The sequence below is a fragment of the Caulobacter sp. GW821-FHT12A07 genome, from assembly GCF_058807655.1.
The window spans coordinates 440816-465170 of record NZ_JBXAQX010000002.1 but is presented as its reverse complement, the minus strand read 5'-3'; the positions used below and the strand labels follow the sequence as shown (position 1 = coordinate 465170).

The window sequence follows — 24355 nt, the reverse complement described above, 5'->3', positions numbered from 1 at the left end:
TCCGTGACCTCTAGTGCGTCGAGGCGCCGAAGATCACGTAGATGAAGGCGAACAGGAACAGCCAGACCACGTCGACGAAGTGCCAGTACCAGGCGGCCGCTTCGAAGCCGAAGTGCTGCTTGGGCGTGAAGGCGCCGTTCATCAGGCGGATCAGGCAGACGATCAGGAACAGCGTGCCCACGAAGACGTGGAAGCCGTGGAAGCCGGTGGCCAGGAAGAAGGTCGAGCCGTAGAGGCCCGAATTGGCGGCGGCTTCGTTGTAGAACAGCTGCTCGTGGTTGATGTGGGCGTATTCGTAGACCTGGATGGTCGTGAACAGCGCGCCGAGCAGGATGGTCAGGATCAGGCCCCACTGGGCGCCCTTGCGGTCGCCCTGCTGCAGGGCGTGGTGCGACCAGGTGATGGTCGTGCCCGAGAGCAGCAGGGTCAGGGTGTTGACCAGCGGCAGGTGCCAAGGCGAGACGGTCTCGACGCCGGCCGGCGGCCAGGCGGCCCAGGCGGTGCGCACTTCCTCGATGCCCGACAGGGTGCGGTGATGGTGGAACAGGGCCATCTCGAAGAAGATCCAGAACCACGCCACGAAGAACATCACTTCCGAGGCGATGAACAGCACCATGCCGTAGCGCAGGCCGATCGAGACGACCGGGGTGTGGTCGCCGGCGTTGGCTTCCTTGATGACGTCGCGCCACCAGCCGAACATCGTGTAGAGCACGCCGGCCAGGCCGGTCGCGAACAGCCACCACTGGCCCTTCTCGATGCCGAACACCCCGCCCTTGATCCAGGCGATCAGGCCGAGCGCCATGACCGTGGCGGCGGCCGAGCCGACGAACGGCCACGGGCTGGGCGGCAGGATGTGGTAGTCGTGTTTGACGGCGCCGTGGGCCATGTGTCGCGAACCCTCTTTAATCTTATTGATGGCGCGTCGCTTGGGTCCCCCCGGCCCGCGCCTCTCCCTTGCCGAAAGCTATAGTCTGCCGGACGCTGTTCCGCCAAGAGGCTCGACGATGCGAGGCACGTCCGTCTTGCCTTCCTGGCCTTCGACGGCCGGGAAGAAGGTGTAGGACAGGGTGATCTCGGACTTGCCCTTGGTCTCCGGATCCTCGGCGAAGCGCGGATCGACGAAGTAGACGACCGGGAACTCCACCGTCTGGCCGGGCTGGATCGTCTGGTTCGAGAAGCAGAAGCACTCGATCTTCTGGAAGTACGGGCCGGCCTGCTCGGGCACCACGTTGTAGATCGCCCGCCCGGTCTGGGGCTTGTCGCTGGTGTTGGTGACCTTGAAGAAGGCCAGCCCCGAGGCGCCCAGCTTGATGTCCTGGCTGACCTGCTCGGTGGTGAAGGTCCAGGGCAGGCTGCGGACGTTGGCGTCGAAGCGGATCTGGACGGTGCGGTCGAGCACCTTGGTCGGGGCGGCTTCGGCGCGGCGCACCGTGCCGTCGAAGCCGGTGGCCTGGCAGAACAGCTTGTACAGCGGCACCGCCGCATAGGCCGCGCCGACCATGCCGACGAAGGCGACGGCGCAGATCAGCGCCACGCGCTTGTTGCGGCGGGCCTGCAGCGTGGTCTTGTCGGCGCCGGCCCCGCCCGGCGTGGGATCAGAACCGGTTTCCGACATTGGCGCCCAGCCTCACCATGGTGACCACGAACACCAGCACGACGAAGGCGACCAGGCCCACGGCCAGCGCGATGTTGCGGCCGTTGCGGGCCTTGATGGCGTCCGCCTTGTCCGGCTGGACGGAGAGGGTCTTCTTCGGGTCGGTCAAGAAATCAGCTCCAGAGCCTTCACGCCGATCATGGCCTCGGCCAGCAGGGCGGCGAACAGGGCGAAGAGATAGAGGATCGAGAAGGCGAACAGGTTGCGGGCGTCCTTGGCCCCGCCAACCGGCGGCGGGCGCTTGCCCTCGAGGGCCGGTTCAGCGGCGGGAGCGGGTGCTGCGTCCACCTCGTAGAGGGCGCGGTCGGCGGCGCGCGGGTCGGCCGCGTCACCGGCGTCGCTGCGGAACACCCGCCAGGCCAGGGTGAGGAACACGAGGCCGCCCAGGCCCGAGACGGCCAGGTACAGCGGCCCGCCCAGGCCGGTGAAGGCCGGCGCCAGGCAGACGGGAATGAAGATCAGGCTGTAGATCAGGATCTGCTGGCGGGTCGCCTTGGCGCCCTTGACCACCGGCAGCATCGGCACGCCGGCCTTGGCGTAGTCGGTGCTGATGTAGAGCGACAGCGCCCAGAAGTGCGGCGGGGTCCACAGGAAGATGATCAGCACCATCAGCCAGGCGTTCAGCGGGGCCGAGCCAGTGGCCGCCGCCCAGCCGATCGCCGGCGGCAGCGCGCCGGCGAGGCCGCCGATGACGATGTTCTGGGCCGTCCAGCGCTTCAGCCACATGGTGTAGACCACGGCGTAGAAGACGATGGTGAAGGCCAGCAGGCCCGCCGCCAGCCAGTTGATGGCCATGCCCAGCAGCATGACCGAGAGCAGGCTCAGCACCACGCCCAGGGCGGCGGCTTCGGAGCCCTCGACCAGGCCGGCCGGCACCGGGCGACCGCGGGTGCGGCGCATCTTGGCGTCGATGTCGGCGTCGTACCACATGTTCAGCGCGCCCGAGGCCCCGGCCCCGACGGCGATGCACAGCACCGCCACCGCGCCCAGCAGCGGGTGGATGTGGGTGCGGGCGGCCACCAGGCCGGTCAGGCCCGTGAACACCACCAGCGACATCACGCGCGGCTTCATCAGCTGGAAATAGTCCTGCCAGCGCGCGGCGCGGACCGGCTCGGTCCGGTGCGTGTCTGACGGGAGAACGGCGGGCTTGGCCATGGGATACGGTATCTTGGAAAGCTGGGTCTTGATGGGCGAAGGGCGCGGGCCCGGCTGTCGCCGGATCCGCGCCCCCCGCGCTTATACTGCTATCTTACCAGAGATCAGTGATGCCAGTGATCAATGATGATCGTCGGCCTTGATGACCGGCGGCTCGCTGAACTGGTGGAACGGCGGCGGCGAGGACAGGGTCCATTCCAGCGTGGTGGCGCCTTCGCCCCACGGGTTGGCCTCGGCCTTGCGGCGACGGACGGCGGCCTCGATGAGCACCAGCAGGAAGACGCCGACGCCCGCCACGGTGATCATGTAGCCGACCGACGAGACGTAGTTCCACTTCGCGAACGCGTCCGGATAGTCGACATAGCGGCGGGGCATGCCGTCCAGGCCCAGGAAGTGCTGCGGGAAGAACACCAGGTTCACGCCCACGAACATGATCCAGAAGTGCAGGGCGCCGAGGAACTCGTTGTACTTCACGCCCCACATCTTCTCGAACCAGTAGTAGAAGCCCGCGAAGATGGCGAAGACGGCGCCCAGCGACAGCACGTAGTGGAAGTGGGCCACCACGTAGTAGGTGTCGTGCAGGCTGTAGTCGATGCCGGCGTTCGACAGGACGACGCCGGTGACGCCGCCGACCGTGAACAGGAAGATGAAGCCGATCGCCCACAGCATGGGCGTCTTGAAGCTGATCGAACCGCCCCACATCGTGGCGATCCACGAGAAGATCTTCACGCCGGTCGGGACGGCGATGATCATCGTCGCGGCCACGAAGTAGGCGCGCAGGTTGATGCTCATGCCGACCGTGTACATGTGGTGGGCCCACACGATGAAGCCGACGAAGCCGATGGCGACCATGGCGTAGGCCATGGCGAGGTAACCGAAGACCGGCTTCTTCGAGAAGGTCGAGACGATGTGGCTGATGATGCCGAACCCCGGCAGGATCAGGATGTACACCTCCGGGTGACCGAAGAACCAGAACAGGTGCTGGAACATCACCGGGTCGCCGCCGGCGGCCGGGTCGAAGAAGTGGGTGCCGAAGTTGCGGTCGGTCAGCAGCATGGTGATGGCGCCGGCCAGGACGGGCAGCGACAGCAGCAGCAGGAAGGCGGTGATCAGCACCGACCAGGCGAACAGCGGCATGCGGTGCAGGGTCATGCCCGGCGCGCGCATGTTGAAGATCGTGGTGATGAAGTTGATCGCGCCGAGGATCGACGAGGCGCCGGCCAGGTGGAGCGACAGGATCGCGAGATCCATGGCCGGTCCGGTGTGGCCGGTGGTCGACAGCGGCGGATAGATCGTCCAGCCGCCGCCGAAGCCGTGGCCCGGACCGCCGTCGACGAACATCGAGGTGCACAGCAGCACCCAGGCGGCGACCAGCAGCCAGAACGAGATGTTGTTCATCCGCGGGAAGGCCATGTCCGGCGCGCCGATCATGATCGGAACGAACCAGTTGCCGAAGCCGCCGATCATGGCGGGCATGACCATGAAGAAGATCATGATCAGGGCGTGGGCGGTGACCACGGCGTTGTAGCCGTGCTTGCCCTTGAAAACGCCCAGCTGAGCCAGCAGGCCGTTGTCGGTGAAGACCTGGATGCCCGGGTGCATCAGCTCCCAGCGGATCAGGCCCGACAGGGCCCCGCCGACGATGCCCGCCATGATGGCGAACAGGATGTAGAGCGTGCCGATGTCCTTGTGGTTCGTCGAGAAGAACCAGCGGGCGAAGAAGGGCGGCTTTTCGTCGGCGCCATGGCCGTCGTCGTGGTGATCGATGTCAGCGGCGTGAGCCATCGGACTGATATCCTAAAGCGTTCTTAGGCCGCCGGCGCGGCGGCGGGAGCCGCGGCCGGAGCGGAAGCGGGAGCGGCGGCCGGAGCAGCGGCGGCGGGCGTCGTCGTGGCCGGGGCGGCCGCGGGCGCGGCGGCTTCGGTCGCGGCCGGCGTGGCGGCGGGGGCCGCGGCCGGAGCCTTGGCCTTCACCCACGCGTCGAACTCGGCCTGGCTGACGACCTTGATCTCGATCGGCATGAAGGCGTGGTCGATGCCGCAGAGCTCCGAGCACTGGCCGTAGTAGGTGCCCACCTTCTCGGCCTTGAACCAGGTCTCGTTCAGGCGGCCCGGGATGGCGTCGATCTTCAGGCCGAAGGCCGGCAGGGCGAAGGCGTGGATCACGTCGGCGCCGGTGACCTGCACGCGGACCACCTGGTTGACCGGCACCACCATCGCCTCGCTGGCGGCCAGCCGGTACAGGCTGTGCGGCAGGCCCTTGGCGGCCACCTGCTCCTCGGTGAGCACGTTGGAGATGATCTCGGGGATCTTCTGGTCGGGGTACTCGTAGCCCCAGTACCACTGATAGCCCGTGGCCTTCACGGTCATGTAGGGCTTGGGCATGTCGTTGTAGCGGAAGAGCAGCTTGAACGAGAAGATCGCGATGATCATCAGGATCAGCACGGGCACCAGCGTCCAGATGATCTCGATCGTGGTGTTGTGGCTGAACTTCGCGGGGACCGGATTGGCCTTGGCGTTGTAGCGCACGGCGATCCAGATGATCAGGCCCAGGACCAGCAGGGTGATGGCCGTGATGATCGGCAGCAGGATCCAGTTGTGGAACCAGATCGCGTCATGCTTCAGCACCGACGCGGCGGGCTGGAGGGCGATCCCCCCAGGCGTCGGCTGACCCAATAGATCCTCGGCGAAGGCTTGCCCCGCGAACGCCATCGTGGCGGCGGCGGCGCAAAGGCCAGCCCACTTCCGCCGCATCCCCTGGAATTGCTTCATTTCCCTCTCGGCCCGTTTCGGCGGCGTTCTAACGGGGTGACACTCCGTCTCCCGCCGCGCCGACTTGCACAATACGACCGGATACCGGGGTTCAAGCAATCGACTTTGCAACAAGTCGGAGCTCTCCCCATGGCGCCGATCGGTCGCAGGCGTGCATACGCGCATCAATCCCTGTTGCCAAGCACCCGAAACCACATGTGGAGCAGGGGAATCGCACCAGTTGCGAAGCATTCTCAATAACTTCGCCAAATCCATCCGCACGACCGACAGGCGAATCACGCCGATCTCCGAACATTGATAACTTGTAATAACAGCTACCTTGCATCACACACTACCTGTCGGTACAAGGGTCCTACCAACAGGAACCGAGAGCCGTGCCTGAAGCCATCGAAACACAATTGAAGAAGGGCGTGCTGGCGCTGTGCGTGCTGGCCCTGCTGTCGAAGGCCGACAGCTACGCCTACGAGATCGCCAGCCAGCTGGCCCACGACATCGACATGGGAGAGGGGACCATCTACCCGCTGATGAGACGCCTGCAGTCCGACGGACTGGTCGAGACCTACCTGGTCGAGTCGACCAGCGGTCCGCCCCGCAAATACTATCGCCTGACCACCGCCGGCCGCGACAGCTTCGCCGCCCAGAAGGCCGAATGGGCCGCCTTCACCAAGGCCGTGGACGACATCCTGGGAGCCGCCGCATGACCCGCGCCGAATTTATCAGCCGCTTGAAGCGCGGCCTGGCCGGCCTGCCGGCCACCACCATCGCCGACGCGGTCGCCGACTACGACGCCCACTTCGACGACGCCGTCGCCGCCGGCCGCACCGAGGCCGAGACGGCCGCCGCCCTGGGCGATCCCGAACGCCTGGCCCGCGAGCTGCGCGCCGAAGCCGGCCTCAAGCGCTGGGAAGAGACCAAGAACCCGTCGGCCGCCGCCGCCGCCGTGTTCGCGGTTCTGGGCCTGGGCGCGATCGACATCCTGATCCTGCTGCCCTTCCTGATCGGCGTGATCGGCGCGATCTTCGGCTTCTTCATGGCCGGGATCGGCGTCTTCATCGCCGGGGGCTTGGTGTTCTCGGCCGGCCCGTTCTTCAACCCGCCAGGCGGCCCCGCCGTCGCCATCCTGGGCGGCATCGGCCTGATGGCCGCGGCCACCGCCCTGACCGCCGTCACCGGCCTGGTCACGGTCGGCCTGGTCAATGTGCTGGTCTGGTACGGCCGCCTCCACTACCGGCTGCTGAAGCCGGCCATCGAACCGCAAGCCTGAGGTCGCGCCATGATCCGCAACCTGACCATCATCGCCGTCGCCAGCTTCGTCCTGGCCGTGGCGTGCCTTGGAACCGCCTTCGCCATCGGCGGCCGCCAGATGATCCAGCAAGGCGGCTGGACCATCCCCGCCAACATCCACTTCAACGTCGAGGACAACGACGGCCGCGTCTCCGTCCATCGCAACGGCGAAGTGACGATCGAGGACCACGGTCCCAACACCACCCGCCAGATCGCCTGGACCGGCGGCGAGGCCCTGCGCATCGACCTGCCCGCCCGGGTGATCTTCACCCAGAGCGACAAGGCGGGCGTCACCGTCGAGGGTCCGCAAGGCCTGGTCCGCCGCGTGGTGCTGTCGGGCGACCGCCTGCACCTCGACGGCGACGGCAATGGCCGCGGCTTCACGATCACCGGCGACGGGGTGCGGCTGCTGGCCCATTCCGACGACCTGATCATCCGCGTCTCGGCCCCGTCGGTGAAGAGCTTCGTGCTCAACGGCTCGGGCGACCTGGACATCCAGTCCTACGACCAGCCGAGCCTGGCCCTGGCGCTGAACGGCAGCGGCGAGGTCTACGCCTCGGGCAAGACCAAGGCCGTCGACCTGCACATCGCCGGATCCGGCGAGGCCGAGCTGAGCGCCCTGACCGTCGCCGACGCCAAGGTCGAGATCGCCGGCAGCGGCGAGGCCAAGCTCGGCCCGACGGGCGAGGCCGACGTCAGCATCGCCGGCAGCGGCGACGTCACCCTGACCGAGCGCCCGGCCCGCCTGTCCAAGTCGATCGCCGGCTCGGGCGAGGTCAACGAGGACTGGTGAGCCCCTCCCCTCCGCCCCGCGACAGGATCGCGGGGCGGAGGGAGATGACGCGGGGCCTTCGAGCGCCTAACTTGTACGGATGACCGCTCCCCTCTCCGCCCCTTCCCTGCTGGACGCCGCCGGCGTCGATCCGCAACGCGCCCGCGCCATCCTGGGCGAGGCCCTGGCCGGAGCCGACGACGGCGAGCTCTTCCTCGAGCGGTCCGAGAGCGAGGCCTTCGTCTTCGACGACGGCCGGCTGAAGACCGCCTCCTATGACTCGGGCGAAGGCTTCGGCCTGCGCGTGGTGGCCGGCGAGACGGCCGGCTACGCCCACGCCTCGGAAATCTCCGAGGCCGCCATCGGCCGGGCCGCGGCCTCGGCCAGCCTCGCCAAGCGCGGCCATGCCGGCATTTCGGCCGAGGGTCCACGCTCGACCAACGAAAAGCTCTATGGCGAGGACGACCCGGTCTCCTCGCCCGCCTTCTCCGAGAAGGTGTCGCTGCTCCAGGAGATCGACGCCTTCGCCCGCCAGCGCGATCCCCGCGTCGCCCAGGTGATGGCCAGCCTGACCGGCGAGCGCCGCGTGGTCGAGATCCTGCGCGCCGACGGCAAGCTGATCCGCGACGTGCGCCCGCTGGTGCGCCTCAACGTCCAGGTCACGGTCGAGAAGGACGGCAAGCGCGAGGCCGGCTCGTCCGGCGCCGGCGGCCGCGCCGGCTTCGCTGCCTGGATCAGCCCCGACAAGTGGCGGGACCAGGTCGACGAAGCCCTGCGCCAGGCGCTCGTGAACCTCGACGCCGTCGCCTGCCCGGCCGGCGAGATGGACGTGGTGCTCGGCCCCGGCTGGAACGGCGTGCTGCTGCACGAGGCTGTCGGCCACGGCCTGGAAGGCGACTTCAACCGCAAGGGCATCAGCGCCTTCTCGGGCCGCATCGGCGAGCGGGTGGCCGCCAAGGGCGTCACCGTCTTCGACGACGGCTCGATCCCCGGCCGCCGCGGCTCGCTGACCATCGACGACGAGGGCACGCCGACCGAGCGCACCATCCTGATCGAGGACGGGATCCTAGTCGGCTACATGCACGACCGCATGTCGGCCCGGCTGATGGGCATGGCCGCCACCGGCAACGGCCGCCGCCAGTCCTACGCCCACATGCCGATGCCGCGCATGACCAACACCGGCATGCTGGCGGGCGACCACGACCCGGCCGAGATGATCGCCTCGATGAAGAAGGGTCTCTACTGCGCCAATTTCGGCGGCGGCCAGGTCGACATCACCAACGGCAAGTTCGTCTTCCAGTGCACCGAGGCCTACCTCGTCGAGGACGGCAAGATCACCGCGCCGGTCAAGGGCGCGACCCTGATCGGCGACGGTCCCAGCGCCCTGACCCGCGTGACCATGATCGGCAACGACTTCGACTTCGATCCCGGCATCGGCGTCTGCGGCAAGGCCGGCCAGGGCGTGCCCGTGGGCGTGGGCCAGCCGTCCTTGAAGATCACCGGCCTGACGGTGGGCGGCACCAGCCTCTGAGACCTGATCCCTCTCCCCTTGCGGGAGAGGGTGGCCTCCCGGAGGGAGGTCGGGTGAGGGGTCGAAAATCCTGTCCGCCGCGACGAGCGGATCGACCGGCCCCAGCGTCGAAAGTTTGAGAAACCCCTCATCCGACGGCCGGAGTTTACCCTCGGGCCGGCTTCGCCGGACCCGGGGGCGCCACCTTCTCCCGCAAGGGGAGAAGGACGACCCTAGCCTACCCTGTCGGCGATTTAATCCACCTGTCGCGCTTGTAACTTCACCCGCGCCTCGCTCGCGGCCCAGTCTGGCGCGGCCCAGTCTGGGCGCGTCAACGAGGCCGCCGCCCGCGATTACCGGTCCCCAATCCCAAGCGGATCAGAAGCGGCCACTGCGAAGGACCCCGGCGGAGCATGCCGGGGTCCTTTTTCGTTGGCGGCGAGCGCCTCAGCCCGCCTTGGCGGCGCGACCGGCCCGCACGGCGGCGGCCAGCTCCTCGAGCACGCGCACCGACGCATCCCAGTCGATGCAGGCGTCGGTGACCGACTGGCCGTAGGTCAGGGGCTTGCCGGGCACGATGTCCTGGCGGCCGGCGACGAGGTTGCTCTCGATCATCACGCCCATGATCGGCGAGGTCCCGGTCGCCACCTGGGCGGCGATGTCGGCGACGACGGCGGGCTGGTTCTCGTGGTTCTTGCCGCTGTTGGCGTGGCTGGCGTCGACCATGATCCTGGGCGGCAGGCCGGCCTTGACCAGGGCTTCAGCCACCGCCCCGACGCTGGCGGCGTCGTAGTTGGGCGTCTTGCCGCCGCGCAGCACCACGTGGCTGTCGGCGTTGCCGGTGGTGGTGGCGATGGCCGCGCGGCCCTCCTTGGTCACGGCCAGGAAATGGTGCGGCTGGGCCGCGGCGGTCACCGCGTCGATCGCCACCTTCACGTCGCCGTTGGTGCCGTTCTTGAAGCCGACCGGGCACGACAGGCCAGACGCCATCTCGCGGTGGATCTGGCTTTCGGTGGTGCGGGCGCCGATCGCGCCCCAGGCCACCAGGTCGGCGATGTACTGCGGGGTGGTGACGTCCAGGAACTCGCAGGCGGTCGGCAGGCCCTGGGCCGACACGTCCAGCAGCACCCGCCGCGCCAGCCGCAGGCCCTCGTTGATGCGGAAGCCGCCGTCGAGGTCGGGATCGTTGATCAGGCCCTTCCAGCCGACCGTCGTGCGCGGCTTCTCGAAATAGACCCGCATGATCACTTCCAGCTCGCCGGCATGACGCTCGCGCTCGGCCGCCAGGCGCTGGGCGTAGTCGAGGGCGGCCTTGGGATCGTGGATCGAGCAGGGGCCGATCACCACCACCAGGCGGTCGTCGCGGCCGTGCAGCACATCATGCACCGCCTGGCGAGCGTCGCCGACGATCTCGGCCGTCGACGAGGAGGCCGGCGCCTCGCCGATCACCTGGGCGGGCGGGCTGAGGGTCTGCAGGCGCGAGATGCGCAGGTCGTCGGTGGGAACGGGCAGCGAGACGAGGCTGGCGGCGGTGGAAGAAGAAGGCATGGCGCGGTTCCTGAAGGTTCGGAAAAGTTCGGGAGGTCCGGCGGCCATTAAAAAAGCCGCCCGGGAGACCCCTGGCGGCTGGTGAAAGGCGTTTTTGGCGGCCTGATCTCAGGCCAAACGATCCCCTCCCGGCGCCAGAGGCGTCGGATAGCTAAAATACCAAAACAGCTGTTGGCTGGCGGCGAGGATCATCCAGGCACCCTAGAGCCAAGTTTTCCGGGAGTCCACAGCCGAGGCTGGGCGCCCCTTAAACGCTCCGATAGGCGAGGCCTATTGGTCCACCACCTTGATGATCCGCTCCGACGACGGGCGGCCGGCCAGGCCCTTGCCCGAGGCGTAGGTGATGATCAGGGCGTCGTCCTTGATCGCCGCGCCGGGCTTGCGGCCCTCGGCCAGCAGCACGCGGCCGATGCGGTTCAGCAGGTTGCGGTCGCCGTTGCGGGCCATACGCTCGAAGGCCTCGGCCGCGACATTGGCGCTTTCGGCGACCAGCACCGAGGTCTCGGGCCGGGCGTCCTGCACGGTCTCGAAGCTGACCTGGTGGCGCGCCGCGCGGCTGGCGCGGTCGGCGGCCTGGGCCATGCGCAGGAAGAGCGCGCTGGGCTTGATGAAGGCCGGCGGCTGGATGGTCGTGGCCCGGCCCATCAGGGCCGCGGCGGCGCCGGCCGGGCGGTCGGGCGTGAACAGGATCATGCCGCCCAGCTTGGTGGCGCGCAGCACCGGCTCGCCCAGCTCGTTCTTGTAGATCACGTCGCCGCGCGGCCCGGCGTGGGGCGACAGCACCCACACCTCGCTGCTGTTCTCGAACTTCAGCAGGGCGGTCGGCGTGGCGCGGTCGAGCACGAAGGCCCCGCCGCCTTCCGAGACGTAGCGGGCCACCGGCGGCGCCGGCGGCTTGCGGGCTTCCGCCGTGGCGCGGTCGCCGAACAGGGCGTCGCGCAGGCTGTGCTTGGACTGGGCGGCGGCGGGCGAGGCGCAGAACCCTGCTCCGATCAGGGTGAGCGCCAGCGCGGCCGCGCAGCCTCTCGGCCCCATCGTTTCCACCGTCGGTCGTATCATGGCGACGGTGATGGTCCCCGACTGGGGCGATTCTTGGACGTGGAGGCGGCGCTTCCTGGCAAGCGTCGCCATGCGACTTTTCTGCAACGCTTCCCTGGCACCCGGCAATCGCCACGCGCCCCCTGAACATCCCGGTCGGCGCCTACAGACGCCGACCGGGACCGTGCGGTCAAGCCACAAGCCTTCCGGCCCGGGCGCAACGACCGTCAGGCGAGGTACTGGCCGCCGTTCAACGACAGGGTGGCGCCGGTCACGAAGCCGGCCCGCTCGCCGGCCAGGAACGAGACCATGTCGGCGATCTCCTCGCCCTTGCCCAGGCGGCCGACGGGGATGGCGCCGATGATGCCGGCCAGCACCGTCTCGGGGACGGCGGCCACCATCTCGGTGTCGATATAGCCCGGGCAGATGACGTTGACGGTCACGCCCTTCTTGGCGTTCTCGAGCGCCAGGGCCTTGGTGAAGCCGATCAGCCCGGCCTTGGCGGCCGAATAGTTGGTCTGGCCGACCTGGCCCTTCTGGCCGTTGATCGAGCTGATGTTGACGATCCGGCCCCAGCCGCGCTCGCGCATGCCCTCGATCACCGGGCGGGTCATGTTGAAGGCCGAGTCCATGTTGACCCGGATCACTTCCGACCACTGCTCGTAGGTCATCTTGTGCAGGAAGCCGTCGCGGGTGATGCCGGCGTTGTTGACCAGCACGTCGATGGGGCCGAGTTCGGCGGTGACCTTGGCCACGGCGGCCTGGCAGTCTTCGAACGAGCCGACATTGCCCTTGACCACCGTCACGCCCAGTTCCTTGGCGCAGGCCTCGGCCGCCGCCTCGTTACCGGAATAGCCCGCGGCGACCTTCAACCCGTCGGCCACCAGCCGCTCGCAGATCGCCCGACCGATGCCTCGCGTGCCGCCGGTCACGAATGCAACTCTAGCCATTCAGAAGTCTCCCGCTACCGTTACGTCATGGTTGCACGCCATCGCGTCCGGAGCGCAAGCCCCGGACGCGATTTGTCACGAAGACTTCTTCCGGGGTCAGACGGCCTCGATGCAGAGGGCCACGCCCATGCCGCCGCCGACGCACAGCGTCGCCAGGCCCTTCTTGCCGCCCGAGCGCTTCAGCTCGTGCACCAGGGTGGTGAGGATCCGCGCGCCCGAGGCGCCGATCGGGTGGCCGATGGCGATGGCGCCGCCGTTGACATTGACCTTGGCCGGGTCGAGGCCCAGCTCGCGCACCACCGAGATCGACTGGGCGGCGAAGGCTTCGTTGCTCTCGATCAGGTCGAGGTCGGCGACGGTCCAGCCGGCCTTTTCCAGGGCCTTCTTGCTGGCCGGGATCGGGCCGGTGCCCATGATCTCCGGATCGACGCCGGCGTTGGCCCACGAGACGATCCGAGCCAGGGGCTTGAGGCCCCGCTTTTCGGCTTCCTCGGCCGTGGTCAGCACCAGGGCCGCGGCGCCGTCATTGAGGCCCGAGGCGTTGGCGGCGGTGACCGAGCCGTCCTTGGCGAAGGCCGGCTTCAGGCCCGAGATGCTCTCCAGGGTCACGCCGTGGCGGATGTATTCGTCCTGGTCGACGACGGTGTCGCCCTTGCGGCCCTTGATGGTCACGCCGACGATCTCGTCGGCGAACTTGCCGGACTTCTGGGCCGCCTCGGCCTTGTTCTGGCTGGCGACGGCGAACTTGTCCTGGTCCTCGCGGGTGATCTGCCAGCGGTTGGCGATGTTCTCGGCGGTCTGGCCCATGTGGTAGCCGTGGAAGGCGTCCCACAGGCCGTCCTTGATCATGGTGTCGACGAAGCCCAGGTCGCCCATCTTCTGGCCGGTGCGCAAGGCCTGGGCGTGCGGGGCCTGGCTCATGCTCTCCTGGCCGCCGACCACCACGATCTTGGCGTCGCCCGACAGGATCTGCTGGGCGCCCAGGGCCACCGCGCGCAGGCCAGACCCGCACAGCTGGTTCAGGCTCCAGGCCGGGCTCTCGACCGGCACGCCGGCCTTGACCGAGGCCTGGCGGGCGGGACCCTGGCCGGCGCCGGCCTGCAGCACCTGGCCCAGGATCACTTCATCGACGTCGGCCGGAGTCAGGCCCGCCCGCTCGACCGCGGCGACGATGGCGGTCTTGCCCAGCTCGGAGGCCGGCAGGCTGGACAGCGCGCCGAGGAAGGAGCCCACCGGCGTGCGAGCGGCGGAGACGATGACGATGTCGGTCATTGGCTTTCGTTTTCCCGTGACTGTTCGGTGACGCCTTCGCAGGTGCGGCGCCCACACTTTTGCAGTGCAACAGCACCATGCCGAAACGAACGGCGTTCGTCACGAATACATTTTCACGTCATGATGCGCAGTCCAGCTATTCGCGGGACTGGCGCCATGCCTTTGCATTGGCGATAGTGCGATGCGAAAAGGCGGGCGACACCGCTGTCCCAGGGAACGAAATGTCCGAGAACCCCGAAAAAGGCGAAGCCGCCCCCGGCGCTGACAAAGCTGAAAAAGGGTCGGGCCAGCGCGTCGTCATCAAGAAGTACGCCAACCGCCGGCTCTACAACACCGCGTCCAGTTCCTACGTCACCCTCGAGCACCTGTCGGACATGGTGAAGGAGGGCGTCGACTTCGTCGTCTATGACGCCAAGTCCAACGACGACATCACCCGCTCGGTCCTGACCCAGATCATCTTCGAGGAAGAGAACCGCGGCGGCGGCCAGAACCTGCTGCCCATCCAGTTCCTGCGCCAGCTGATCGGCTTCTACGGCAACTCGATGCAGGCCTTCCTGCCCAGCTACCTGGAGATGTCGCTGGAAAGCTTCTCCAAGCAGCAGGAGCGCATGCGCCAGCAGTTCACCGGCCAGGGCCTGGCCGGCAAGGCCGCAGCGCCGGGCATGGCGATCTACGAGGAACAGATCCGCCAGAACATGGCCCTGTTCGACCGGGCCATGAAGATGTTCTCGCCCTTCGCCTACAATCGCCCGGAAGACGGGGCGGCCGCCGAGGCCTCGCCCGCCCCGGCGCCGCAGCCGGCCCCGTCCGCGCCCAGCGAGGACAGCCTGGCCGACCTCAAGCGCCAGTTGGAAGCGATGCAGGAGCAGATCGCCAAGCTGGCGACCAAGCCGTAAATCCTGAACGGGCGTCAACCATGCCGGCGCATTCGTTCTTAACGGACGCGCCGCTAGGGTTACTCACCATGAACGGTCCGATCGATCCCATCCGACGTGCGGCCAACGCACGCCGGGCGCTGCCAGCGCCCCGGGACTCCGACCGCCGAGAGGCGGACGGGGAAGACGTGACTCATGTTCGCGAGGAAGAGGAAACGCCGGCCCCGCCGCCGCCTCCGCGGCGCGGGGCCTTCGCGACTTTCGCCGCCCACCTGATGGGTCAGCCCGGCCAGAAGCGCGGGCTGCGCGGTGGGCAGGAAGTGCTCGACAACGCCCGTTCGACCTATCTCGGCACGGAATATTCCGGCCCGGCCGACCGCCGTCCCAAGGCGGGCCTGATCAAGAAGACCGAGATCTAGCGCTCCAGGGCGGCCAGCCGGGCTTCCAGCGCCGCCACCCTCGCCTCCAGTTCGGCGATGCGCCGCGCGGCGGGATCGACCGGCGCCGCATGCGCGCCAATCCCGGCCCTTTGCGCGGCCTCCTCGCGCGAAACCCCCAGCATTTCGGCGAAAACCGCCACTTCGGCCGGGCTCAGCTCGCGTTGGTCCTTGAACGCCAGATCCAGCGCCTCGGCGCTCAGACCCGCCGCCGCGGCCAGGGCGGCGCGATCGAGCCCGCGCTCGGCCAGCCGCGCGTCATACCACCCAGGGTCGAAAAACAACGTCATGTGGAATTGTTAGCGCCGAAGGCCGGCTTGGCGCCAGTCTTGCTAGGTCGAGCCCTGAATCTTTCCGCAGAGCGCGCCGACCTATGCTGACCCTCCTGATCCGAGCCTTCGACGTCGCCGTCGTCACCCTGATCTTCACGGCCCTGACCTGACAACGTTTTCCTGACAACGCTTCCCTGCGACAAAAGCGCCGAGCGACGTTCATTCGCTTGATTGAAGGGGCGAGCGGGTTCAATTTCAGGACGTCGCGTTCACCCCCCACAACGCGACATGCGTACCGCCGGCCCGAGGTTGCCCCTAGTCCTCGGGCCGGTTCTACGTCCAGCCTCCAGCACATCGGCAGATTTTCGCTACCGTTTCACGGGAATCGTGCAGACGGACAGAAAGCGCCTACGCCGCTTCCAGCAGCATCATCGTGCCCTGGCCGCCGTCGGCGCAGATGCTGACGATGGCCTTCTCGCCCTTGCCGCGCGCGGCCAGTTCCTTGGTCGCCTGGGACAGGATCCGCGCCCCGGTGGCCCCGAACGGGTGGCCGATCGCCAGGCTGCCGCCGGTGGGGTTCATCCGCTCGCGCGGGAAGGCCCCGAGGTCGGCAGTGACGCCGGCCTTCTCGGCCAGGAACTTTCTGCTCTCCCAGGCGGCGATGTGCGACAGCACCTGGGCGGCGAAGGCCTCGTGGATCTCCCACAGCCCGATGTCGCCCAGCGTCAGGCCGTTGCGGGCCAGCATGCGCGGCACGCCGTAGGCCGGGGCCATCAGCAGGCCCTCGTTGCGCAGGTCGATGGCGGTGACCTCGTAGTCGAGGATCTTCACCCGTGGCGTTCGCTCGGGCAGGCGGGCCAGCCCCGCCTCCGAAGCCACCCAGATGCTGGACGCGCCATCGGTAAGGGGCGAGGAATTGCCGGCCGTCAGCGTGCCCTGGCCGCTGGTCTTGTCGAAGGCCGGCTTCAGCTTGGCCAGCTTCTCCAGCGTGCTGTCCTTGCGCGGAATGGTGTCGCGCCGGGCCTCGCCGATGGGGATCACCAGGTCGTCGAAGAACCCGCTCTCCCAGGCGCGCACGGCGTTCTGGTGGCTGGCGAAGGCGATGGCGTCCTGGTCGGCGCGGGCCAGACCCCATTCCTTGGCGGTGATCTCGGTGTGCTCGCCCATGGACAGGCCCGTGGTGCGATTGGCCACCTTGGGCACATAGAGCCGCGCATCGGCCGCCTTGAACGCCGACAGCACACTGAGCCGTCCCTTCAGGTCGCGGGCCTGCTGGAAGCGGCGGATCCAGTCCGACAGCCGCACCGACAGCCCGATCTGCACCCGGCTCATCGCCTCGACGCCGCCGACCAAAGCAAGATCCCGGCCGCGCCCGTCGATCATGCCGGCCGCCTCGAGCACGCCGGCCATGCTGGTCGAGCAGGCCATGACGGTCGAGAAGGCCGGGACGGTGGGATCGGCCCCGGCGTCCAGCAGCACCTCGCGGGCGATGTTGCTCCAGGTCAGGTTGGGGATCACCGTGCCCCAGACGGCGAAGTCGGGTCGAGCGCCCTTCTCCAGCATGGCCTTCACCACGGGCACGGAGAGGTCGATGGCGTCATGGGCGGCCAGGGCGCCGTCCACCTTGGCGAAGGGGGTGCGCAGGCCGGCGGCGAGCCAGAGGTTGGAAGCGGTCATGAACGGCGTCCGTAAGAGGGTCTGTTACCGATAGATAGGCGCGCGCGGACCGCCGCGCTTGTCGAAATCCGCCGCCCTCACGAATAGCGTTCCTCGGCCCAGGGATCGCCGCGATTGTGATAGCCGCGCTCCTCCCAGAAGCCCGGTTTGTCGGCGGCGACGAACTCGATCCGCTTCAGCCACTTGGCGCTTTTCCAGAAATAGAGGTGCGGCGCCACCAGCCGCACCGGCCCGCCATGCTCAGCCGCGATCGGCGCGCCCTCCCAGCCGTGGGCCAGCAGCACGCCGTCATGCAGAAAGTCGTCGAGGGTCAGGTTGGTGGTGTAGCCGTCGTACGAATGCAGCACCACGAAACGCGCCTCGTCCCTGGGCGCGACGGCCTCGGCCAGGTCGCGGGTCAGCACGCCCTGCCAGTGGTTGTCGTAGCGCGACCAGGTGGTGACGCAGTGGATGTCCGACACCGGCGCGCTCTGCGGCTGGGCCAGCAGGGCCTGGAAGTCCCAGGTGGCGGGGCGGGCCACCAGGCCGTCGATGCGCAGCCGCCAGTCGGCCGTCGGCAGGTCGGGCTTGAGGCCCAGATCCAGCACCGGCCAGTCGCGCGTCAGGTGCTGGCCGGGCGGCAGGCGCTCGGCCTCGGGCCTTGCGGTGTGGCCGGTCAGAAACTTGCCGGCCCTGGCCCAGGCTTCCTTGCTGCGGGTGAGCTTGCTGTCTTCCGGCGGCTGGTCGTCGTCCATCGGGGCCTCCTGGGCAGGGAGGCTAACGCGCGCGGCCGGCCCACGGCTTGAAGAAACGCCTCAGCGGTCGCCGAAATCGACGTCGCGACGGGCGGCCACGATGGTGACGATGAAGCCGGCCAGCACGTCCAGCAGCACCATCAGGGTGATCAGGAAGAACACCGAGGTGGCGAAGGCCGGCAGCAGCAGCAGTTGCACCAGGCAGACGATGAACAGCACCATCGACAGCGAGTGGTTGATGATCGCGATCTTGCGGCTGGTCGTCGACTTCAGGAGCTCGACGAACAGCACCACCAGCGAGGCGCCCAGCAAGAGGTCGCCCCAGCTGACGATCCAGTCGACCCGCGAGGCCATGTGGATGCGGAACAGCTGCTCGCCGAACCGGTAGCTGGCCGCGTCGGACGAAAAGCCGCCGCCGACGGTCAGGGCCAGCAGATTGTAGATCAGCACCGGCAGGGCCAGCAGCGGAAAGGCGGCGAACATTGCGGTGAATTCCCCCGAGACGGCTTTCAGGGTTAACCGGTTTCGGGGCCGTGGTGAAGCCGGGGCCGCCTGTCGGGCGAGCGACCCCGCCCCTAAGGCCCACGGTGTAGCCCGCCACCGACCCCGGTCGCGCCCAGGGCCCTACGGCTCGGGCAACGGCGGCCGCTCGGCGAAGGTCAGGGGCGGGGCGCCGGGCGAGCGTCCGCCCCGACTCCAGCGCGCGGCGCACAGGCTTAGGTTCTCGTACCAGCTCACATCGCCGTCGGGAGGAAAGCCGTGCCCCTTGGCCAGGTCGGTCACGCCGGCCCACTGCACGTGCGGTCGCTCGAAGCTCAGGGTCTCCAGGCCGTAGGCCCTGGCCACCTCGGTCATCCGATCCCACCAGGCCCCTCGCTCGCCCTTGTCGTTCCAACTCCAGGCGTCGTTCTCGAACAGCACCAGGTCGCAAGCCAGACCGTACTGGTGATAGGAGCTCCAGGGCTGGGCGCGCGTCACCTTGTCCCCGGGACTGGTCCGCCCCCGGGCGTAGAGCCAGGCCTGGCGCTCCGGCGTGCGATAGCCCTCGAACAGCGCGAATGGGATGTTTTCGCCATTCAGGGTCGCCAGGACCTTTTGAACCGCTTCCCGTACGGCGGGGTGCAGATGGTCGTCCCGGCGATCGCGGCTCTCGACCGACGGCGCGGGTGGAAAGGTCGAGGGCCAGGTGGTCGCGGGCGACGTCGGCGCGCTGACGCGGCCGGGATCGAGCGCCAGGTGCAGCCCCGCCGCATAGCCGGCGAGCCCGTTCCAGGCCACCTTAAGCCAGGCAGGATCACTGCTGGGACCTTCGCTGTCGACCAAGGTTCCCCCCGGCATGACCGCCAGGCGCGTGGCGCTTTTGGCCGGTTCGGCCCGCAGGTTCAGGGCGTGCGCGGTGACGCGATAGACGCTCATGACTCAGCCCTCCGCCGTCAGCTGTTCGAGCGCCTCGACCTGACGCTTGTAGGCGTCGAGGCCGGCGCGGATCTGCTCGATCGCCCTCCGGGCGGCCTTGATCGCCTCGGCGGCCGCCGTCCGGTGGACGTCCAGAGCGTCCGGCTGCGGTCCGGCGGCGAGCGCGGCGGCCTCCTTGTCGTAGTCTTCCAGCCCCTTGGCGGCTGCGGCGCACTGGTCCTCCAGGGTCTTGCCGTCGGCGACGGCGGTCGCCTGCAAGGCCTTGCGCTTGGCCTGCTCGAGCGGATCGGCCAAATCGGGCGCCTGGACGACCTGCTGGAGGCGCTGGGCGAGCGGCGTGAGCTCGCCGGTTACGGCCTCTAGGTCCTTGCCCAGGGCGTCGCGTTCGACCACCAGCGGCGACGGCGGCGCTGCGGGCGCGCCCGGCCCTTCTTCCTTGCGGCTTTCGACGGCCGTGCGCGAGCCGAAGTAGAAGCCGATCACCGTGGTCAGAAGGGTGATGATGGCGGTCAGCAGTTGGCGCACCAACTCCTGGGACTCCGTGCTCGGACCATTGGTGCTGTAGAGCGCCAGCTTGGCGGGCTTGGCGGGCGTTGCGGCCACCCCCGCCGAAGCGGGAACCGCCGCCGCGCCGACATCCCTGATCGCCACCCGGAAGCCCAGGGCCTCATACCGCGCGCGTTCGGCCTGGACCTGATCCGCCGCGACGGAGGTCTCGGTGAGGAAGGACAGAACCTCCGGCTTCTGGCTCAAGGTGACGTAGTTCAGGCCGAAGACCACGAACAGCACCATGATGCCGACGGCCAACAGCGCCCGGATCGACCCCGACGGTAGGCCGAAAGCCTCCTGGGCCGATCCCAGCCTCAGCCCTTTGAAGACCACCGCCGTGGTCGCCATCGCGGTAATGAAGATGACCAGCAGGCCGACGAACCAGATGGCGCTGTCGTCACGACCCTTGACGAAGGTGATGACCCCGCCGAGCAGCAGCGACACTAGGAGCAGCAATCCCAACCCCCAGCCGACATAGCCCCGCCGACTGTTCAGCCTCAGCCGAAAGATCTCGCTGGCCGTACCGGCCCCGCCCTCGCTCATGCCCGCCCCCGCGAATGAACCGGCGCCCAGCCAAGGCCGAGCTTTGGATAACAACGTTCTCTCCAAGTGAGAAAGTCGTCAAGCGAGAGGTTGATAAAAATACAACCCTGGATTCATTTGCGCGGAAGGACGGCCGACGGCGCTCAGGTCGGATCGACTCTGCGCCGTTCTTCAAGTCCGATTTCCCCGCGGAAAACGGGGACCCAAGCTGACTTTCGGGAGAAGGCGCGGCCGTGGGCCATGTTCAGCCTCGGCTTGGATCCTCGCCTTAGCGGGGATACTCGGTGGAAAATGGCCGAGGCCCCGAACGTCGCCCCGCCCTACGCTTCGTCCACGCCCTGCGGATTGCGGGCCCGCGACTGCAGCCACATCACGCCGAACAGGTCGCTGATCGAGGCCTTCAGGCGGCCGAAGTTGGTGTATTTCGACACCCCGGTCTCGCGGTGACGGTGGTTCACCGGCTGGAAGGCGATCTCGTAGCCCTCGCGCAGCATCAGCGCCGGGATGTAGCGGTGGATGTGATCGAAGTAGGGCAGGCGCAGGAAGGCCTCGCGGCGGAAGGCCTTCAGGCCGCAGCCGGTGTCGTTGGCGGTGTCCTTCAGCAGGCGCTTGCGCACCCCGTTGCCGAACTTGCTGGCGAAGCGCTTGGCGCTGCTGTCCTGGCGCTTGACCCGCTCGCCGCCCACCAGGGCCAGCTGCGCCGGAGCCGTCTGCAAAGCCTTGGCCAGGCGCGGCGCGTCGGCCGGGTCGTTCTGGCCGTCGCCGTCCATGGTGACCACGATCGGGGCGCGGGCGGCCAGGATGCCGCTGCGGATCGACCGGCTCTGGCCGGAGTTCTTGCGGTGGCCCAGCACGCGCAGCTGCGGGATCTCGGCCTTCAGGGCGGTCAGCAGGGCCTTGGTGTCGTCGCGGCTGGCGTCGTCGACGAAGATCATCTCGTAGGACTCGCCAGCGAAGGCGGCCGCGATCTCGCGCGCCAGGGCCGGCGCCGCGCCGCCCTCGTCGAACACGGGCACGACGACGGAGAAATCGGGGATCGCGGCGGGATTGGAAGACGTCATGGCCGCTTTTACCGCAAAACTCGCGCCAGGAAAGGATCGTGCTATTCCATCGCTCATGAGCGCCAATACGAGCCCCAGCCCGACCGCCAGCATGAGCCTTGAATCCCGCCTCGACGCCTGGTCGCGCGGCTGGCGCGCGCCGGTCTTCGCCGCCCTGGTGGCCCTGATCGCCGGCCTACCGGGCCTGTTCGCCATGCCGCCGCTCGACCGCGACGAGTCCCGCTTCACCCAGGCGACGGCCCAGATGCTGGAGACCGGCGACTATGTGAACATCCGGCTGCAGGATCAGCCCCGCAACAAGAAGCCGGTCGGCATCCACTGGCTGCAGGCCGCGGCGGTCTCGGCCGTCTCCGCGCCGGAAGACCGGGGCATCTGGGCCTACCGCATCCCCTCGCTGCTGGGCGCCATGCTGGCCGCCGCCGCCTGCGCCTGGGGCGCGGCCGCCTTCTTCGGCCCGCGCGAGAGCCTGCTGTCGGGCGCGATCCTTGGCGCGACCTTCCTGCTGTCGACCGAGGCCTTCATCGCCAAGACCGACGCCTCGCTGTGCGGCTTTACGACATTGGCCATGGCGGGCCTGGCCAGGATCTACGCCGCGGGCCTCGCCGGCGAGAAGGCCGGCAAGGGTCCGAAACTGGCCTTCTGGATCGGCATGGCCATGGCCGCCCTGATCAAGGGTCCGGTCGGCCTGCTGGTCGTCATCCTCGCCATCCTCGCCCTGTGGGCCTGGGACCGGAAGGCCGGCTGGCTCAAGCAGCTGGGCTGGAGCTGGGGCCTGATCCTGTTCGCGGCCATCGTCCTGCCCTGGGCGACGATGATCACCGTCGCCACCGACGGCGCCTTCTGGGGCGCGGCGGTGGGCGGCGACCTCGCCCCCAAGCTGGCCGGCGGCCACGAGCGCCACGGCGGCATTTTCGGCTACTACGCCCTGCTCTCGCCGCTGCTGCTGTTCCCGGTGACCCTGCTGCTGCCCGCCGCCCTGGTCCTGGGCTGGACCGGCCGCAAGGAACCGGGCGTGCGCTTCGCCCTCTGCTGGCTGATCCCGACCTGGCTGATGTTCGAGATCCTGCCGACCAAGCTGGCCCACTACACCCTGCCCGCTTTCGGGGCCCTGGCGATGCTGATGGCCGCGGCCCTGCGCAAGCCTCTGGGCCTTCCCTCACGGATCGTCGGCACGGTGCTGCTGGCCATCGCCGGCCTCGCCTTCGCCGCCGTCTGCGTCGTCGCCTGGAAGCAGTACGCCGCGCCCTCGGCCCTGCCGCTGGCCATCCTCTCGGCCCTGCTGTTCATCGCGGCCGCCGTCGCCGGCGGCTGGCTGATCCTGCGCGAGCGCAAGGCCGCCCTGGCCCTGGTCACCGCCGGGGCCCTGGGCATCCTGGCCCACGGCGCCATGGCCGGCCTGCTGGCCCCGCGCCTGGACTCGCTGTGGCTGTCGCAGCGCCTGGCCCGCGCCCTGGAGAAGGCCGATCTGGCCCCCCGCGCCGGCGCCCCCGGCCCGGTGGCGGTGACCGGCTATTCCGAGCCCAGCATGGTCTTCCAGCTGGGCACCACCACTGAACTCACCGACGCCGAGGGCGCCGCCGACGCCGTCGACGAGGGCCGTCCGGCCGTGGTCGAGGGCCGCGAGGATGCGAAGTTCAAGGCCGCCCTGGCCGCCATGGGCCACGCCCCGCGCCCGGCCGGCGAGATCAAGGGCCTGAACTATTCCGACGGCGACGACGAGGTGCTGCGCATCTATCGCGGCGAGCCGCGCCGCCATGACGCACCGGAAGACGCCGTGAGCGGCGCCGAAGTGGAGGCCCAGCCATGAGCCGCTTCATCGAGATCGTCGAGGTCGGTCCCCGCGACGGCCTGCAGAACGAGAAGGCCATACTGTCGGTCGAGGAAAAGCTCGACCTGATCCGCCGCCTCGAAGCCGCCGGCGCCCGCCGCACCGAGGTGGTGTCGTTCGTCAATCCCAACCGCGTGCCGCAGATGGCCGGCGCCGAAGAGATTATGGACGCCCTGGGCGGTCCCGATCCCAAGCGCTCGCGCATCGGCCTGGTGCTCAACATGCGCGGCTGGGAGCGCTGCGTCTCGACCGGCTGCGACGAAGCCAATGTCGTGGTCTGCGCGTCCGACGGCTTCGGCGTGAAGAACCAGGGCGCCACGGTCAACCAGCAGCTCGACACCCTGGCGGCCATCGTCGAGCGCCAGGCGATCGACGGCGGCCCGCCGATCACCGCCACCATCTCGGTGGCCTTCGGCTGCCCGTTCGACGGCGAGATTTCCGAAGACCAGGTGGTCGCCATCGCCCGCGAGGCGGCGGCCATGAACGTGCCCGAGATCGCCATCGCCGACACCATCGGCGTCGCCGACCCCTGGACCGTCCGCAGGCGCATCGAGGCCGTCCGAGCCGCGGCCCCCGACGCCCGCCTGCGCATGCACTTCCACGACACCCGCAACACGGGTCTCGCCAACGCCTTCGCCAGCGTCGAGGCCGGGATCGACGTGCTCGACGCCTCGGTCGGCGGCCTCGGCGGCTGCCCCTTCGCCCCGGCGGCGACGGGCAACATCGGCACCGAGGATCTGGTCTACATGCTGGAGCGGGCCGGGTTCGAGACCAGCTACGACCTCGCCGCCCTGATCGCCATCGGCCGCGACATCAGCGAACGCCTGGGCAAGGCTCCGGCCTCGTCGCTGGCAAGGGCGGGCGGGTTTCCCGCCTGATCCCTCTCCCCTTGCGGGAGAGGGTGGCCTCCCGGAGGGAGGTCGGGTGAGGGGTCGCACCAACAGAAACGCCGCGACGGCCGATCGGCTGTCGCGGCGTTTTGCGTCTGAGAGACCCCTCATCCGTCAGC

Annotated in this window: 26 protein-coding genes; 8 read left to right on the top strand and 18 right to left on the bottom strand. The window is 68.7% G+C overall.

The genetic code is table 11. The features are described from left to right. Window positions 1-10 precede the first annotated feature (10 nt). The 6 genes from AC1RRS_RS05930 to coxB form a co-directional block, all read right to left on the bottom strand. The gene (locus tag AC1RRS_RS05930) at window positions 11-886 is read right to left on the bottom strand and encodes a cytochrome c oxidase subunit 3 (RefSeq protein WP_110121354.1); all 876 of its coding nucleotides are present in this window, start codon (window positions 884-886) and stop codon (window positions 11-13) included. 78 nt (window positions 887-964) lie between these two features. After that, window positions 965-1615: a cytochrome c oxidase assembly protein gene (locus AC1RRS_RS05925; protein WP_110121355.1), complete on the bottom strand. Its 651-nt coding sequence runs from the start codon at window positions 1613-1615 to the stop codon at window positions 965-967. Then, window positions 1596-1712: a cytochrome c oxidase system small membrane protein gene (locus tag AC1RRS_RS05920; protein WP_492854461.1), complete on the bottom strand. Its 117-nt coding sequence runs from the start codon at window positions 1710-1712 to the stop codon at window positions 1596-1598. Before AC1RRS_RS05920 ends, AC1RRS_RS05925 begins: the two co-directional genes overlap by 20 nt. Window positions 1713-1759: 47 nt before the next feature. After that, window positions 1760-2809, bottom strand: a complete 1050-nt coding sequence (gene cyoE, locus AC1RRS_RS05915) for a heme o synthase (RefSeq protein ID WP_492854319.1) — start codon at window positions 2807-2809, stop codon at window positions 1760-1762. A 120-nt stretch (window positions 2810-2929) separates the two neighbouring features. Continuing rightward, the gene (ctaD, locus tag AC1RRS_RS05910) at window positions 2930-4594 is read right to left on the bottom strand and encodes a cytochrome c oxidase subunit I (RefSeq protein WP_492854318.1); all 1665 of its coding nucleotides are present in this window, start codon (window positions 4592-4594) and stop codon (window positions 2930-2932) included. Window positions 4595-4617: 23 nt separating this feature from the next. Then, the gene (coxB, locus tag AC1RRS_RS05905; protein WP_492854317.1) at window positions 4618-5580 is read right to left on the bottom strand and encodes a cytochrome c oxidase subunit II; all 963 of its coding nucleotides are present in this window, start codon (window positions 5578-5580) and stop codon (window positions 4618-4620) included. A gap of 374 nt (window positions 5581-5954) precedes the next feature. Here coxB and AC1RRS_RS05900 point away from each other — a divergent pair, with 374 nt between their 5' ends. The 4 genes from AC1RRS_RS05900 (at window position 5955) to tldD (ending at window position 9167) form a co-directional block, all read left to right on the top strand. After that, window positions 5955-6281 (top strand): PadR family transcriptional regulator, encoded by a 327-nt coding sequence (locus tag AC1RRS_RS05900; protein WP_110121359.1) that lies wholly within the window; start codon window positions 5955-5957, stop codon window positions 6279-6281. Further along, window positions 6278-6844 carry a DUF1700 domain-containing protein gene (locus tag AC1RRS_RS05895; protein WP_492854316.1) on the top strand — a complete coding sequence of 189 codons (567 nt, stop codon included), beginning with the start codon at window positions 6278-6280 and terminating at the stop codon, window positions 6842-6844. Before AC1RRS_RS05900 ends, AC1RRS_RS05895 begins: the two co-directional genes overlap by 4 nt. Window positions 6845-6853: 9 nt before the next feature. Then, entirely contained in the window at window positions 6854-7657 is an 804-nt protein-coding gene (locus tag AC1RRS_RS05890; protein ID WP_492854315.1) for a GIN domain-containing protein, read from the top strand. A 79-nt stretch (window positions 7658-7736) separates the two neighbouring features. Next, a complete protein-coding gene (tldD, locus tag AC1RRS_RS05885; RefSeq protein WP_492854314.1) occupies window positions 7737-9167 on the top strand; it encodes a metalloprotease TldD in 1431 nt (476 codons plus the stop codon). A 426-nt stretch (window positions 9168-9593) separates the two neighbouring features. Here tldD and AC1RRS_RS05880 read toward each other — a convergent pair whose 3' ends face one another. The 5 genes from AC1RRS_RS05880 to AC1RRS_RS05860 all read right to left on the bottom strand — a co-directional run bounded on the left by AC1RRS_RS05880 (window position 9594) and on the right by AC1RRS_RS05860 (window position 13954). Continuing rightward, complete coding sequence (locus AC1RRS_RS05880; RefSeq protein WP_492854313.1) at window positions 9594-10694, bottom strand: 3-deoxy-7-phosphoheptulonate synthase; 1101 nt, start codon at window positions 10692-10694, stop codon at window positions 9594-9596. A gap of 108 nt (window positions 10695-10802) precedes the next feature. Continuing rightward, on the bottom strand, window positions 10803-10886 hold the full coding sequence (locus AC1RRS_RS05875) for a hypothetical protein (protein WP_101711352.1): 84 nt from the start codon (window positions 10884-10886) through the stop codon (window positions 10803-10805). Window positions 10887-10964: 78 nt separating this feature from the next. After that, entirely contained in the window at window positions 10965-11729 is a 765-nt protein-coding gene (locus tag AC1RRS_RS05870; RefSeq protein ID WP_492854312.1) for a DUF4908 domain-containing protein, read from the bottom strand. A 230-nt stretch (window positions 11730-11959) separates the two neighbouring features. Continuing rightward, window positions 11960-12682: an acetoacetyl-CoA reductase gene (gene phbB / locus AC1RRS_RS05865; RefSeq protein ID WP_487290058.1), complete on the bottom strand. Its 723-nt coding sequence runs from the start codon at window positions 12680-12682 to the stop codon at window positions 11960-11962. Window positions 12683-12778: 96 nt separating this feature from the next. Then, on the bottom strand, window positions 12779-13954 hold the full coding sequence (locus tag AC1RRS_RS05860) for an acetyl-CoA C-acetyltransferase (RefSeq protein ID WP_492854311.1): 1176 nt from the start codon (window positions 13952-13954) through the stop codon (window positions 12779-12781). Window positions 13955-14175: 221 nt separating this feature from the next. Between AC1RRS_RS05860 and phaR the strand changes: the two genes are divergently transcribed. Beyond that, a complete protein-coding gene (gene phaR, locus AC1RRS_RS05855; protein WP_492854310.1) occupies window positions 14176-14850 on the top strand; it encodes a polyhydroxyalkanoate synthesis repressor PhaR in 675 nt (224 codons plus the stop codon). A gap of 68 nt (window positions 14851-14918) precedes the next feature. Then, complete coding sequence (locus tag AC1RRS_RS05850; protein WP_492854309.1) at window positions 14919-15248, top strand: hypothetical protein; 330 nt, start codon at window positions 14919-14921, stop codon at window positions 15246-15248. Here AC1RRS_RS05850 and AC1RRS_RS05845 read toward each other — a convergent pair. The 7 genes from AC1RRS_RS05845 to AC1RRS_RS05815 form a co-directional block, all read right to left on the bottom strand. Further along, on the bottom strand, window positions 15245-15556 hold the full coding sequence (locus tag AC1RRS_RS05845) for a DNA-binding protein (protein WP_492854308.1): 312 nt from the start codon (window positions 15554-15556) through the stop codon (window positions 15245-15247). The two genes, AC1RRS_RS05850 and AC1RRS_RS05845, sit on opposite strands and share 4 nt — an antisense overlap. Window positions 15557-15946: 390 nt before the next feature. Next, window positions 15947-17215, bottom strand: a complete 1269-nt coding sequence (locus AC1RRS_RS05840; RefSeq protein ID WP_492854307.1) for an acetyl-CoA C-acyltransferase — start codon at window positions 17213-17215, stop codon at window positions 15947-15949. 77 nt (window positions 17216-17292) lie between these two features. Continuing rightward, the gene (locus tag AC1RRS_RS05835) at window positions 17293-17949 is read right to left on the bottom strand and encodes a sulfite oxidase-like oxidoreductase (protein ID WP_492854306.1); all 657 of its coding nucleotides are present in this window, start codon (window positions 17947-17949) and stop codon (window positions 17293-17295) included. Window positions 17950-18009: 60 nt separating this feature from the next. Then, a complete protein-coding gene (locus tag AC1RRS_RS05830) occupies window positions 18010-18432 on the bottom strand; it encodes a hypothetical protein (RefSeq protein ID WP_110120940.1) in 423 nt (140 codons plus the stop codon). Between the two features lie 141 nt (window positions 18433-18573). Next, a complete protein-coding gene (locus AC1RRS_RS05825) occupies window positions 18574-19365 on the bottom strand; it encodes a D-alanyl-D-alanine carboxypeptidase family protein (RefSeq protein ID WP_492854305.1) in 792 nt (263 codons plus the stop codon). A 3-nt stretch (window positions 19366-19368) separates the two neighbouring features. Beyond that, window positions 19369-20457, bottom strand: a complete 1089-nt coding sequence (locus tag AC1RRS_RS05820; RefSeq protein ID WP_492854304.1) for a hypothetical protein — start codon at window positions 20455-20457, stop codon at window positions 19369-19371. A gap of 320 nt (window positions 20458-20777) precedes the next feature. Continuing rightward, window positions 20778-21518: a glycosyltransferase family 2 protein gene (locus tag AC1RRS_RS05815; RefSeq protein WP_492854303.1), complete on the bottom strand. Its 741-nt coding sequence runs from the start codon at window positions 21516-21518 to the stop codon at window positions 20778-20780. A gap of 91 nt (window positions 21519-21609) precedes the next feature. Here AC1RRS_RS05815 and AC1RRS_RS05810 point away from each other — a divergent pair, with 91 nt between their 5' ends. Both AC1RRS_RS05810 and AC1RRS_RS05805 read left to right on the top strand, forming a co-directional pair. Continuing rightward, complete coding sequence (locus AC1RRS_RS05810; protein WP_492854302.1) at window positions 21610-23325, top strand: phospholipid carrier-dependent glycosyltransferase; 1716 nt, start codon at window positions 21610-21612, stop codon at window positions 23323-23325. Next, window positions 23322-24224 carry a hydroxymethylglutaryl-CoA lyase gene (locus AC1RRS_RS05805; RefSeq protein ID WP_492854301.1) on the top strand — a complete coding sequence of 301 codons (903 nt, stop codon included), beginning with the start codon at window positions 23322-23324 and terminating at the stop codon, window positions 24222-24224. The genes AC1RRS_RS05810 and AC1RRS_RS05805 overlap by 4 nt, the downstream gene beginning before the upstream one ends. The last annotated feature ends 131 nt before the right edge of the window (window positions 24225-24355 follow it).